The sequence below is a fragment of the Phycisphaeraceae bacterium genome (genome assembly GCA_019636735.1).
GTDB lineage: Bacteria > Planctomycetota > Phycisphaerae > Phycisphaerales > SM1A02 > VGXK01.
In genome coordinates, this window is record JAHBWY010000006.1 from 48981 (window position 1) to 62077 (window position 13097).

9 protein-coding genes are annotated in these 13097 nt (G+C 65.7%); 4 read left to right on the forward strand and 5 right to left on the reverse strand.

The window, feature by feature from the left end; all coding sequences use genetic code 11:
- Positions 1–7 precede the first annotated feature (7 nt).
- Both KF724_09540 and ribF read right to left on the reverse strand, forming a co-directional pair.
- Complete coding sequence (locus KF724_09540) at positions 8–1087, reverse strand: DHH family phosphoesterase (protein ID MBX3355927.1); 1080 nt, start codon at positions 1085–1087, stop codon at positions 8–10.
- The gene (gene ribF, locus KF724_09545; GenBank protein MBX3355928.1) at positions 1084–2016 is read right to left on the reverse strand and encodes a riboflavin biosynthesis protein RibF; all 933 of its coding nucleotides are present in this window, start codon (positions 2014–2016) and stop codon (positions 1084–1086) included. The genes KF724_09540 and ribF overlap by 4 nt, the downstream gene beginning before the upstream one ends.
- 114 nt (positions 2017–2130) lie before the next feature.
- On the opposite strand from ribF, the gene KF724_09550 reads away from it, so the two are divergent.
- Positions 2131–5094: an NAD-glutamate dehydrogenase gene (locus tag KF724_09550; protein MBX3355929.1), complete on the forward strand. Its 2964-nt coding sequence runs from the start codon at positions 2131–2133 to the stop codon at positions 5092–5094.
- A gap of 81 nt (positions 5095–5175) precedes the next feature.
- Here the strand turns inward: KF724_09550 and KF724_09555 are convergent, their stop codons facing one another.
- Both KF724_09555 and KF724_09560 read right to left on the reverse strand, forming a co-directional pair.
- The gene (locus KF724_09555; protein MBX3355930.1) at positions 5176–6402 is read right to left on the reverse strand and encodes a patatin-like phospholipase family protein; all 1227 of its coding nucleotides are present in this window, start codon (positions 6400–6402) and stop codon (positions 5176–5178) included.
- Positions 6403–6449: 47 nt separating this feature from the next.
- Positions 6450–7826, reverse strand: a complete 1377-nt coding sequence (locus KF724_09560; GenBank protein MBX3355931.1) for a patatin-like phospholipase family protein — start codon at positions 7824–7826, stop codon at positions 6450–6452.
- 194 nt (positions 7827–8020) lie between these two features.
- On the opposite strand from KF724_09560, the gene KF724_09565 reads away from it, so the two are divergent.
- Positions 8021–9709, forward strand: coding sequence for a mucoidy inhibitor MuiA family protein (locus KF724_09565; GenBank protein MBX3355932.1), 1689 nt, complete (start codon positions 8021–8023; stop codon positions 9707–9709).
- Complete coding sequence (locus tag KF724_09570) at positions 9706–10212, forward strand: hypothetical protein (protein ID MBX3355933.1); 507 nt, start codon at positions 9706–9708, stop codon at positions 10210–10212. The genes KF724_09565 and KF724_09570 overlap by 4 nt, the downstream gene beginning before the upstream one ends.
- Before the next feature lie 72 nt (positions 10213–10284).
- Here KF724_09570 and KF724_09575 read toward each other — a convergent pair whose 3' ends face one another.
- The gene (locus KF724_09575) at positions 10285–11277 is read right to left on the reverse strand and encodes a sugar phosphate isomerase/epimerase (GenBank protein ID MBX3355934.1); all 993 of its coding nucleotides are present in this window, start codon (positions 11275–11277) and stop codon (positions 10285–10287) included.
- Between KF724_09575 and KF724_09580 the strand changes: the two genes are divergently transcribed.
- Positions 11261–13072 carry a hypothetical protein gene (locus tag KF724_09580; protein MBX3355935.1) on the forward strand — a complete coding sequence of 604 codons (1812 nt, stop codon included), beginning with the start codon at positions 11261–11263 and terminating at the stop codon, positions 13070–13072. The two genes, KF724_09575 and KF724_09580, sit on opposite strands and share 17 nt — an antisense overlap.
- Positions 13073–13097: the final 25 nt, after the last annotated feature.

A 13097-nucleotide genomic window follows, 5' to 3' on the forward strand; every position in this document is an offset into this window, starting at 1 on the left:
GGCCCAGTCACACCTTCAGCGTGTCGAGTTCCGCTCGCACGCATTGAAGGACTTCGTCGAGTGTTCCCTTGATCCGTGCGCCGGCGGCATGGACATGGCCACCGCCGCCGAAGCGTGCGGCAAAGGCATTCACATCAACGATGGCACCGCCGGCCTCGATCGGCGGCTTGCTGCGAAAGCTGAGCTTCACCTCTCCAACTTCACTCTGGGAGAGAAGGACGCTCACTTCGACTGAGCCGATCGCCATTGGCACATTGATCAGGCCGGAGAGATCCTCGGGACCGCCGCCCGACGAGGAGAAGTCTTCGCGCGAGAGCACCATGACGGCGGCCTTTCCCGCCGCGTGCAACTCCAGCGAGGCGAGCGCCCGCGCGAGAATCCGCATGCGCTCCGGCCGCGCCGTCTCCTCGATGATCCGGTAGAGGCGATCCTTCGACACCCCGGCGCGAAGCAGGCGCGCGACGGCGTCAAAGACCGCGGCATCGGCATTCGAGAAGCGAAACCAGCCGGTGTCGGTCGCGAGGCCGATGAAGAGCGCTTCCGCGAGCGACCCCTGCTCGCGCTCTCCCGGTGCTCGCAGGGGAACTTCAAGCGCGTCGACGACTCGAAGAAGGAGCTGCGTGGTCGACGCGCACGCGGGATCAATGAGACGCTCGCTCGCGACCGTCGGATCACCACCACGATGATGATCGATGAGGAGCGTCTTCTCCGCCCTGCTCCGGACCCACGGCGCCATCAAGTCGAGCTGCGACCAGCTTCCGGTGTCGACGACGACCACCATGTCGGGCTCCTCGGTCGGAAGGGCGCGGCGCGGATCACCAATGTGTTCATCACGAAGAAACGCGCCGAGCGCGAGATCCACCGGCCCCCCAAGCCATGCGTGCGCCTCGCCTCCAAGGCGGCGCACCATGCGAAGGATCGCCAGCACGCTTCCGATCGCATCTCCGTCGGGCTTGACATGAGTCGTGACCACGACGCGCTTCGCCGAACGCAGGCGAGCCGCCGCGCGGGCCGCGTCGATGTTGCCCACATAGGGCCCCGGCGCCGACCCCTCAGGACCCGCCCTTTCGCCCGCTCCTCTGCTCATGCCGTGGCTCCCTGCGGCTCTCCCGCTTCTTCCATGACGCGACGGACCCTCTCGACATCGCGGCCCATCTGCGCAATGAGCGCCTCGACGCTGTCGAAGCGATACTGCTCCCTGATCCACGCGGCGAAGCTCAGTCGAAGCGGCCAGCCGTAGGCCTCCGTCCAACCGTTGAAGTCGAGCAGGAATGACTCGCAGGTGCGCTCGCTGCGCCCGAAGGTCGGCTTCGTTCCAACGCTGACAGCCGCCGCGCGGGTCGAGCCATCGGGTAACTCCGCTCGAGCGGCGTAGATCCCATCGGCGGGAAGCATCAGGTCGCCGTGGTCGATGTTGGCGGTCGGGTATCCGATGGTCCGGCCTCGCTGATCGGCGCGAACCACTCGGCCGGCAAGTTCAAAGGGTCTGCCGAGAATCCGGGCGACATCCTCGACGCGCCCCAGGGCGAGCAGCCAGCGCGCGAGTGAACTGCTCGCAGTGACCTTCGAGCAATCCCGAAGTGTGACCTGGACCCGGTCTACAGTGGCAACCGCGAATCCCATGTCGACGCCCAGCTTCTTCAGGAGCTCGAGGGTGCCCGTGCGGCCGCGACCGAATCGGAATCCGGGCCCCTCAACGACGAGCGTGAAGTGCAGGCGCTGTTGCAAGTCCCGGATGAAGTCGACGGCGTCGGTCGCAAGGAACGAATCGGTCGAGTTCAGGACGACCACCTCGTCGGCACCGGCTCGATGCAGCAGCTCCGTCCGCTCCTTCAGGGAGACCAGCCTCGGGGGGGCATCCCCCGGGCGAAGCACCGCAAGCGGGTGGGGATCGAAAGTGACCGCGACCACCCGCCCCTCCGGTCCAACACCGGCCCGGGCTCGATCCAGGAGCGCCCGGTGGCCGAGGTGCACTCCGTCAAAGTTGCCGATACAGCAGGCGGTTGGGGCGGGCATGGCGAGGGGAGCGAAGCACTCCCGGAAGCGTTATCCGGGAAGCTCACCGTTAGAAAGAGGGGTCAGCTTAGGGGAGTCCTTGATCCTTACGCCACCTAGGGGTAAGACAATCGGATGCGCTCGCCCTCTTCGGCTTCATCCAGCGGTACCGCCCCCACCCTCGGCGCTCTGCCGGATCCGACCCATCTCGTCGACGACCTCGTGCGCGGCTTCCGGGAGTCCGCCGACAACCTCGTGCCGTGGTTCGTGTCGCAGATGCCACCGATGTACTTCCAGGACACGCCGGTGGACGATGTGCGTCGCCATCTGCGTGCCATCATCGCGGCGCGCACCAGCGGTTCGCCGCTTGATACCACGCTCCGCAGCGAGGATGGCCGCATCCTGACGCGCATCACGCCGGGCAATCGTCCAGGCGTGCTCGCCGAACTCGTCGGCGCACTGCCGATGGAGCCGGAGCTCCGAGCGGCGAAGATCCACTCGAGCGCCGATGGCCAACTGGTCCTCGACACCTTCGAGTTCGGTGATCGCACGCCCTTCGATCCATCGGATCCCGCTCAGGCGGAGAAGCTGCGCCTCTTCATCGAGCACGCGAAGCTGCACATTCCCGAACTCTCCGAGGAGCAGGTCGCCCGCTACACGCAGGGCTGTGCCGCGGAGTATGTGCTGACCCTCACGCCCTACCGCTTCTTCAAGCACTGGCAGCTCCATCGCGCCGTCAGCGGCACCGATGGCACGCGCGTCGAGATCGAGGCCGAGGCCGATCCCTCGCAGACTCGCATCACCATCGCCTTCTCGAATGCCCGAACGCGCACCATGCTCGAGCGCGTCGCCATTTTGCTGAGCCGCGGTCGAATCAACATTCTCCGCGCGTATCTCGATCAGGTGAAGGATCCCCCCGCGGGCGCGGTGAGTTTCCTCGGCTTCGTGCTCCAGACGGCCGACGGCCAGCCGATCGACCCCGAGGGTGAGCTCTGGAAGCGCGTGCACGCCCAGTTGCTGCGGATCAAGTGGATTGACTTCGACATTCTGGACCTCGCGGGGCGCCATCCGGAGCTGACCCTGCCTCAGGCTGAAGCGATCATCGGGTTCGTCGACCTGGCCCACCAGGTGCTGGTCCACACGAATTCCTTCCTCTTCGCGACCGAGCGGATCATGTCGAAGGCCGAGCTTCACATGGCGCTCACGACGCGCATCGTCGATCTCTTCGCCGAGCGCTTCAACCCCGAGTCTCCGATGCCCGACGCCGAGTTCGACCGTCGGCTTGCGGAGTGCCGTGCGGAAGCGGAGTCGGTCAAGGGCGCGGACGGTGTCGGGACGATCCTGACGACCTTCGTGGACATCGTCGCGGCCACGCTTCGAACGAACTACTGGCTGCCCCGGCGATTCGGCCTCGCGCTGCGACTCGATCCGAAGCTGCTGGTCACTTCTCGGCGCCCCGAGCTGCCATACGGCGTCTTCTTCGTCCATGGTCGCGGCTTCAATGGCTTCCATGTGCGCTTCAAGGAGATTGCCCGCGGAGGTCTGCGCGTGGTCAGACCACGCACGGCGGCGGAGCACGCCCGCGAGAGCGAGCGCCTCTACGACGAGGTCTACGGCCTCTCCTTCGCCCAGCAGCTCAAGAACAAGGACATCCCCGAGGGCGGCGCCAAGTGCGCCATTCTGCTGGAGCCCGGTGCCGATGTCACCCGCTGCGTGAAGGCATTCGTGAACTCGATTCTCGACCTCATCACGCCCGATCCCGAGGTCACGCAGCTCATCGTCGATCGTTGGGGCCGGCAGGAGCTCATCTATCTCGGACCGGATGAGTACATCACGCCGACGCACATCGAGTGGATCGTTGCGCAGGCGAAGAAGCGGAAGTACCCGCTCCCGAACGCCTTCATGAGTTCGAAGCCCGGGGCCGGCATCAACCACAAGGTGTACGGCGTCACCAGCGAAGGCGTGAATGTCTTCCTCGAGGTCGGATTGAAGGCCAGGGGCATCGATCCCCGCAAGCAGCCCTTCACCATCAAGATCACCGGCGGTCCCGATGGCGATGTCGCCGGGAACATGATCCGCATTCTCAACCGTGACTACGGGGCCAATGCACGGATCATCGGCATCGCCGACGGCTCGGGCGTCGGTGAAGATCCCGCCGGCCTCGATCACGAGGAACTCCTGCGCCTGTTCCGCTCGGAGCTCCCGATCGCCCACTTCGACAAGGCGAAGCTTTCGCCCAAGGGTCGCGTGGTGGCGGTCGATGAGCCGGAAGGGCTGCTCCTTCGCAACACGCTGCACAATCGGCTCGTCTCCGATGCCTTCGTTCCCGGCGGCGGTCGTCCGGCCACGATCGACGAGCGCAACTGGATGGAGTTCCTGCGCCCGGACGGCACGCCATCGAGCCCGCTTATCGTCGAAGGCGCGAACCTCTTCCTGACCCCCGAGGCGCGGAAGTTCCTCGCGGCCAAGGGCGTCACCATCGTGAAGGACTCCACCGCGAACAAGTGCGGCGTCATCTGCTCGAGCTATGAGATCGGGGCGTGCATGGTGGTCGACGATGAGGAGTTCCTCAGGATCAAGCCGACCTATGTCGAGCAGGTGCTCGAGAAGCTCCGCGCCTTCGCGCGGGCGGAGGCGATGTTGCTCGTCGCGGAGGATCGGCGTCATCCCGAGACACCTCTCTCGGAGCTGGCGACAACGGCGAGCCGAGTGATCAATGCCGCGGCCGACGCGATCCAGGCGTCGATGGTCCGCTGGAGCGACAACGACCGGGCCATTGCGAGAAATCTCGTCCGCGCCCACCTGCCGGCGGTGCTCTTCGAGGTCGCCGAGGAGCGCATCTGGAGCCAGATTCCCGCTCCCTATCTCGAGTGGATGGTGGCCAAGCGCCTCGCCTCGAGCATCGTCTATCGCGAGGGCATGGACTTCTTCGCCAACCTCGATCCCGGCGCCATCGGCGGGCTTGCGCGGCGCTACCTGCGCAAGGACGAAGAGAACCGCAAGCTCGTCGCCGCGGTGCGCGAAGGTCGGATTCCCGATCCGAAGCGCCTCGCCGAGATACTCGAGCGGGCGGGCACGCGGGCGACGCTCCTCGACTGAGGCAGCGAACGCTTCAACTCATGGCGTGCATGGCATGCGCCGCGCGGCCATCGCCGCCACGGAGTCGCGGCGCGCCCACGCTCAACGGCCGGGGTCGAACCCCGGCGGCGCTGACGCCCACGGGTATCCGGCTCGCCCGAGCGCTTCGCCCACATCAAAAAGCTGCTTCATGTAGACGGGATCGAAGGCTTCCTTGCTCTCGGCATTGAAGTCGGGCGGAATGAAGGCGAGCCTGTAGTCGAGGCCGTCGCGTCGGCAGCCGAGATAGATGCGGTAGAGGTCGCCGATCCCCTGCGTGCGAATGAGGGTGTCAACCGCACGAATCGAAATCGGCAGGGTGCGGCGCGGGACCGCTTCGTAACTCGCCGCAAGGTGCGAGTTTCTGATCACATAGACATGACGCTCTCGCTGGATGCCGAGTTCCTTGTCGATCTCCTCGAAGCTGAACGAGGATGGATAGAGAAAGACCTGCGAACAGACGCCTCCGTCGGCGTGCATCTCGTCGTAGCGGGCCCCATCGGCCTCGACCTCGATCATGACGGGCGGGAACACCCCGGGAATCGCTGCCGATGCAATCAGCACATCCCGAAAGAGGCGAAGCGCATCGGGGTGGCCGCTCCGCGCGATGCGGCCCATGATCCAGATGACGGGCCGCTGGGCGTCCATGTGCGTGGTCGCGATGATGAGGACTCGACCCTCTCGAGAGGCCTCGCCGACCTTCTCCATGACTTCCTGCGTCACGAATCTCTCGACGAGATGTCTGAGTGGAGTGCTGTCCGCCATGCCGTCGGAGAGAAGCCCTCCGAGAACGCCACGCATCTTCGCGACATCGGCCGTCGAGACGGTGGTGTAGACCTCCTTCAGCACATGGTCGTACTCCTGCCCCAGAAAGGCGAATGGCGCAATGAGCGCCCCGGTCGAGACGCCTGTCACGATCTTGAAGGTCGGACGATCACCGCGCATCGACCATCCACAGAGGAGGCCGGCGCCGAAGGCGCCGTTGGAACCTCCACCGGAGAGTGCCAGGAAGTGCGCCGGGGGCAGTTGATCGAGTGAGCGAACACCGAGGGCGTCGGCTTCGCGCCGAAGGGAAAGGGCGAAGGCCTCCTCGAGCCGGTGATCCTCCTCGTCGCCCCAGTAGCGGACATCGTGCATTCCGGGAATCGTCGCCTGCTGCACGAGCTCCCTAGGAATGGCGTTGCGAGGCGGCGCCGAACAGCCGAGCGCCAGCAGTGGGATGGCGACGAGATGCGCAAGGAAACGTCGTGTGGTCCGGGACGCGCGGTTGCGAGAGCTTGATGGTGTCATCGAGTGTCCATGCTTCAATCGCGGAGTGAGTGAGCGATTCACCGGTGTCATCCCCCCCGGCCGGGATTGATCAAGCCTCCACCGTCGGTCCCGGGAGTTGCCTCGGGTGGCAGCACCGCGGGCTCACCGAAGCCGGGCGGCGCCGTGCGCCATGGGAATCCACCCTTGGCCATTTCGAAGCCGAGGTCGAAGAGCGCTCGCATGTGCTCCGGATCGAATGGTTCCGCGTTCAAGTCGACATAGGCATTCGGGATCGAGGCCAGCCGATACTCGAATCCATCGCGGAGGCACGCGAGGTAGATCCGGATCAGATCTCCGATGCCCTGCGTCTTGATGAGCGTGCCGATGGCTCGCCGTGCGATGGGGAGCGTCCGACGCTCGATGCTCTGAAAGGACGGCCCGATGCGCCCATTGCGGATGACATAGACGCTTCCACCGCGCGAGCTCACCTCGGAAGGCAGACCATCGAAACGGAATGACGACGGATAAAGGAAGACCTGCGTGGTCACGCCGCCATCGGCATGCATCTCGTCATAGCGATGAAGCGTGCCATCGACCTCCACCTCAACTTCGATCATCGCCGGTGGAAAGACACCTGGAATGGCGGCCGATGCGAGAAGCACCTTGCGGAAGAGCGCGAGGGCGTCGGGGTGACCGCTTCGAGCGATCGCGCCCATCGACCAGATCACCGGGCGCTCCGCGTCCATGTCCGTGGTTCCGATGATGAGCAATCGCCCCCTTCGAGACTCCTCCGCGACGGCTTCGAGGACCTTGTCGTCAACGAACTGCTCGACCAGCGCTCGAAGTGGATCATTGTCCGCGAGCGCGTCGGAGACGAGCCCCCTGATCAAACCTCGAATCCTGGCGATGTCAGAGAGCGACACGCTGGTGTAGACCTCTCTCAGGAGATCGTCGTAATCGGGCCCCAGGAACGCGAACGGCGCAATCAGCGCCCCCGTCGAGACCCCGGTGACCACCTCGAACTGCGGACGCGTGCCATGGACGGTCCAGCCGCAGAGAAGGCCCGCTCCGAATGCGCCGTCGGAACCACCCCCGGAGAGCCCCAGAAACTGCGCCTGCGGCAACTCCCTCAGGCTGCCCAGGCCAAGCGAGGCTCGCTCCCGATCAAGCGCGGCGACAAAGGCCTCCATCATCTGCGGGTCCGCGGCGTCGCCCCAGAAACGCACGCCAGGCATTCCTGGAACGGTCGCAAGTCCGCTCTTCTCTTCCGGGATCGGGTTGCGAGGCAGCGCTCCGCACCCGGGAGTGAGAAGCAAGGCGACCACCAGCATGACACCCAGCACCACGACCGCGGCACGATCGCCGCCAAGCCGAATCAGATGGCGTCGAACGCACCCACCCTGCGATGGAGCAGCGCCGAATCGACTGCGCCACTCGTGAACGACTTTCGCACAGGCCATCATTGCAGAATCCTGGTGAGCCGATGCCGTGATTCACACGAAGCAGGCCTCGACGCAGGGTAGCATCCACCTGCGAGAATCGCGGGCACATACCAGCGCTGCCGGCCATTCAGTTGAACCCAGGAGCCGACACTATGCACGGACTGTTCACGAGGCTATCCCGTCGACGGGGCGCAGTCACGGCTGCAGTCCTCCTTGTGTCGATCGCGGCCAGCGCCCACGCGCAAGTCGAGGGTCCACGGTCCATCGACATCAGGACGCTCAAGGTCGATGCGCCGATCACCGCGGTGACGGTCTATCAGGGCCGAGCAGCGATCACGCGAACAACCACGGTCTCTCTTGAACAAGGCGCTCATGCGCTCCACTTCGTCGGACTGCCCGCCTCCATTCGCCCCGAGACTCTTCAGGCGAGATCGACACCGGGTGCCACGCTCACCAATGTCGAGTACCTCGAGCAACCAGTCGCCGCCGACACCGGCTCCCCCGCGATGGTCGCGCTCGACGCCGAGATTCAGTCGCTCCGAATCGTCATCGAGCGCCTGGCGGAGGATCGCTCGCTGACGGCATCGCAGGCGCGCCTGCTCGACCAGATCGGCACCCGCGTCTCCTCTGACGCCACGCGGGATCTCGGCAACGAGCGACTGGATCTCGGAGCGCTTCAGAGTCAACTCGAGTTCGTTCATCGCGAACGAACCCGCCTCGTCGAGGCCGATCGTGCTCTGGCGGATAGGCAGCGCGAAGTCGAGCGGTCGCTCAAGGCGCTCGAGGCGCGACGCGCAGCCATGGGCCGTGGCGGCTCGGTCGAGCGCTGCGCGGAGGTCACGCTCGCCGTGCCCCAGTCCGCGGAGGTCACCGTTTCACTGACCTATCTCGTCACCAATGCGGGATGGGTTCCCGCCTACTCGGTCCGCGCGGCGACCGACCGAAGTGCCGTCTCGATCGAGTTCGATGCTTCGCTCCTTCAGCAGAGCGGCGAGGATTGGAACGATGTCGCCCTGACCATCTCGACCGCACAACCGACGCTCCGGGCCGATCCGCCCACACTGACGCCGCTCCTGATCGGCGTGATTCCGCCGCCTCCCCCGCCGTCACCCACCCGCTCGGCCGTCTCCAGCGAGCGACTGGCGGCGGCGCCGGCACCTGGCGGAGCAGCCCATGACTCCATGGCGTTCGCGAAGAACGCCGCCGAGCTCGAGGCATGGAGTGGCGGTGCCGCCGTTGTCGACGGTGGTACGGCCGTGAGCTTCGAACTTCCTCGCCGGATCAGCGTGCCGAGCAACGCCGATCGCCGGACGCGCACGCGCGTCGCCACCATTGCGCCGAAGGCGACCTTCGTCCACACGGCCGTTCCCCTTCTCACCGATGCGGTCTACCTTCGAAGCCGATTGATCAACGAGAGTCCCTACCAGCTCATCCCGGGGCCCGCCCAGGTCTTCATGGGCAGCGAGTATGTCGGCACGGCGCCGATGGGGCTCGTGGCGCCGGGAGGCGAGTGCATCGTGGACTTCGGCATTGATCGCTCGATTCGCGCGGTGCGCACGCTGGTCTCGAAGATCACCTCCGAAACCGGCGTCTTCTCCAAGTCAAGAGAGACGACGCGCCGCTACCGGATCGTCATTGAGAATGGCAGTGGCAGGCCGATCGGACTTGAAGTGCTCGACCGTCGCCCGGTGAGCCAGGATGAGCGCATCACGGTGACGACCGAAGGCTTGACTCGGCCCCTCTCGACCGATCCCGAGTATCTCCGGGACGAGGCTCCGATGGGCATCCTGCGCTGGGATCTCTCTGTCCCGGCCACATCGACCGGCGCGAACGCGATGACCGTCGAGTGGACGACCAAGGTCAGTGCGCCGCGCGACCTGCGCATCTCGGAGTTTGCCGATTGATCACCCGAGTCATCGTGGTCCTGCTGGTCATCCTTGCGATCGATGCGGCGATCGTGCTGCTCCTGGTCTCGTCGGGCCCCGCACTCGGCGTGCATTTCGCGGCGATCTCGATCGCGATGATCGCGCTCATCGCGCTCGTCTCTTTTCACCTGATCTGGCGCCCTGTCTTTGCCCGCTACCCACTTCAGCCGCGGGGGCTCGATGCGACGACCCGAAGATTCCAGAGCTTCAGTCTCGGCATCCTGAATCTTGGCTTCAGTGTTCACACCACCGCCGATGAGGAGTTCCTGCACCTTGAGCCGCTGATCATCTGGCAGCTGCTCGGGGCCATGCCCGCCAGTGTTCCATGGAGCGCCCTCTCCCCGCGCCCCACGCCCATCAAGCCCCTCATCGGCGTCGCGGTCCGGCTCGATGGCTGGACGCTCGTCGGACCTCGCTGGTGCCTTGAGCGCGTGGGTGCCCGCGAGGAGCCCGTCTCGCCTTCGAAATCCCAGACGCGGTGACGGACGAGCGGTTCGACAGTGATCGCCGCAGCCCACGACGGCGCCGGTCGACGGACTCCGAGTGGCGCACGCTCAGGTCCACCAGGGCTTCGCGGCCGGCTCCTCGATGATGCACTGCGAGAGAAAGTCGACTGCGCGGAGGAAGCCCTCTTCCACGCTCATGAGCGCGTCTTCGTGCTCAATCGAGAGCACATGGTCGTAACCGTGGCGGCGCAGCATGCTCACGAACGGCTTCCAGAACTCGGTGCCATGTCCGTCGCCACAGGTGCGGAAGCTCCATGCGCGGTGCTTCAGATCGCCATAGGGGCGCGCATCGAGGTAGCCGTTGCGAGGCCCTTCGCTCGGACAAAGTTCGGTGTCCTTGGCATGCACATGGAAAAGGAGCCCCGCCTCGCCGAGATCGCGCGCCGCGAGAATCGGATCGATCCCCTGCCAGAAGAAGTGTGATGGATCGAGATTGGCCCCAAGCACGACTCGGCCCTTGAGACCGCTCGCCTTCATGGCACGAGCGCTGAGGCGAATCAGCGTGTCGGGGTTGTAGACGCAGAAGCCCGGATGCGCCTCCCACGCGATGCGAACACCATGCTTCGACGCAAGCTTCGCCTGCGCCGCCCAGTAGGGCACGAGCACTTCATCCCATTGATAGCGAAGCGTGTCGAGAAAGTCGCCGGGCCATGGGCAGGTGACCCAATTCGGCGACTTGTCGCCCCGTGCGCCGCCAGGGCAGCCTGAGAAGGTGATGACGATGTCCGTGCCGAGACACGGGGCGAGCTTGACCGCGGTCTCGAAGGCGGAGTGATGGTCGCGCGCCACACCGCGACTGGGATGCACTGGATTGCCGTGCACCGCGAGGCCCGATAGCGAGAGCCCGTGATCAGCCAGCAGCGAGCGAATGCGCCGCTGCTCAGGCGCGCTCGCCAGCACGCGACGCGGATCGAAGAAGGGCTGCCCCGGATAGGCACCGACGGGGAGCTCGATTGCCGTCAGACCGTTCGACGCCACAAAGGCGCAGACTTCCTCAAGAGGACGGCCCGCAAAGAGTGCACTCATGACGCCAAGCTTCATTGGACGAACTCCTCCGGGAAGGCCCTGGGAGGCGCACGACGCCATCCACAACGGCTCCTCCGACCATGCTCCGGATGGCAGTGTGCCCGATCCCGGGGTGATTGTGGGGCTGCATCACCCCGAGAGTTCGGAACCAGCGCGAATCCTCGGTAAGATGCCGCGCTCCATGACTGGCTGGCTTCTGAGTTGCGTGCTCGTGGGGAGCGCGGGCGCCTTCGATGACTCTCCTTCGCCGCCTCCGGCGCCGCAGGATGCGCCCGTGCCGGTGCAGCCGGTCCCTTCCCCGAACTCACCCTCCGCGAGCCCGCCCGCATCGGCTCCCGAGCCAGCCCCCGCGCCAGTTCCGAGTGCCGCGCCGAGTGAGCCTGCGCCAACTCCTGCGCCAAAGCCGACGCCCGAGCCAACAGCGCCGCCCGCGGCGGAGCCCGCGCCCGCATCCGACTCTTCGAGAACGAGCCCGCCTCCTCGACCGCGCCGAGTCTGGGTTTTCATCGACCGCTACAAGGAAGCGGGCGGCGTGGTCGAGTCGGAAGATGACTCGACGCTGGTGATCCGCGACAGCACGGGATCGGTCGCAAGCTTCTCGAAGGGTCGCCTCGTCGGCATCGTTCGGCTCGTCGACCCTGAAGAGGGCGGACAGGATGGCATCATCCATCTCCGTGACGGCACCGACCTCAGAGCCCTGATTCACTCCGATGATTTCAGTGAGGTCGTGTATGAAATCGCTGGAATCCGAACCCGCATGCCGCGTGAGGCCGTCGCGGGCGTGACCCTTGAGCCGGGCTTCGAGGAGAAGTACCAGCGCTTCAAGGAGACCATCCGGGAGAACGAGATCGACAAGCGGCTCACCTTCGCGCGTTGGCTCGTGGCGGAGAAGCGCTTTGAACTGGCCGCCGATGAACTTCGATCGCTCACTCGCGAGATCGATCTTCCCGAGGGGCGCGACCTCCTGCGACAGGTTGAAGCGCAACTCGCGATGCAGGCGGCGGCCGCCAGGCGACGGGCCGCACGCGGACAGACGGAGGAGACCGAACCAGTCGGCGGCGAACCTCGCGCTCGGCGCACGACGGGCCCGGTGGAGTTGAGAGACATCCTCCCCTCACGGCTGCTCTCCCCCGACGATGTGAACCTGATCCGCGTCTATGAAGTGGATCTCAAGCGTCCGCCGCGCATCGACATCCCGCCGGATGTGATTCGCGACCTCCTCACGCGCTACGGCTCGAGCCCGCTCGTGCCGACCGGTCACGACGAGCGAAATCGAATGTTCTCCTGGGAGCCGACGCGAGTGCTGCGGCTCCTCTTCGAGTTGAAGGCGCGGGACCTCTACCCCCGCGTCCGGGTGACGAGTGAGCCATGGGCGCTCAATGTCTTTCGCACCAAGGTGCATGATGCGTGGCTGATTCCGAACTGTGCCACCAGTCAGTGCCACGGCGGCATTGATGCGGGGCGCTTCTTCCTGCACCGGCAGGACAGCCGGACTGATCGAGTGCGATACACGAACCTGCTCATCCTGCTGCGATCGAAGCTCGACCACCCGCTGGTCGACTTCGAGGATCCCGAGTCGAGCCTGATCATCCAGTACGGAATGCCGCGCGCCGAAGCCCGCTATCCGCACCCCGATGTGAAGGGATGGCGGCCGGTCTTCACGGGCACGGCCAAGGCCCTCAAGGGCGACACGATGCAGTGGATTCGCGGCATGTACAGCCCTCGCCCCGAGTACCCGGTCGACTACGAGCCGCCGCGGCTCCAGAGCCTCGACCGGACGGCGGTCGACGGTGAGCCCGTCGAGCGGTGACGGCGGCGGATCCCTCCGCTATCCT

What these genes read in the sequence shown, in the direction of transcription:
- KF724_09580 (MBX3355935.1), top strand. Translation starts at nt 11,261, where the DNA reads ATGACGCCAAGCTTCATTGGACGAACTCCTCCGGGAAGGCCCTGGGAG.
- KF724_09555 (MBX3355930.1), bottom strand. Translation starts at nt 6,402, where the DNA reads ATGACACCATCAAGCTCTCGCAACCGCGCGTCCCGGACCACACGACGT.
- KF724_09560 (MBX3355931.1), bottom strand. Translation starts at nt 7,826, where the DNA reads ATGATGGCCTGTGCGAAAGTCGTTCACGAGTGGCGCAGTCGATTCGGC.
- KF724_09550 (MBX3355929.1), top strand. Translation starts at nt 2,131, where the DNA reads ATGCGCTCGCCCTCTTCGGCTTCATCCAGCGGTACCGCCCCCACCCTC.
- KF724_09575 (MBX3355934.1), bottom strand. Translation starts at nt 11,277, where the DNA reads ATGAAGCTTGGCGTCATGAGTGCACTCTTTGCGGGCCGTCCTCTTGAG.
- ribF (MBX3355928.1), bottom strand. Translation starts at nt 2,016, where the DNA reads ATGCCCGCCCCAACCGCCTGCTGTATCGGCAACTTTGACGGAGTGCAC.
- KF724_09540 (MBX3355927.1), bottom strand. Translation starts at nt 1,087, where the DNA reads ATGAGCAGAGGAGCGGGCGAAAGGGCGGGTCCTGAGGGGTCGGCGCCG.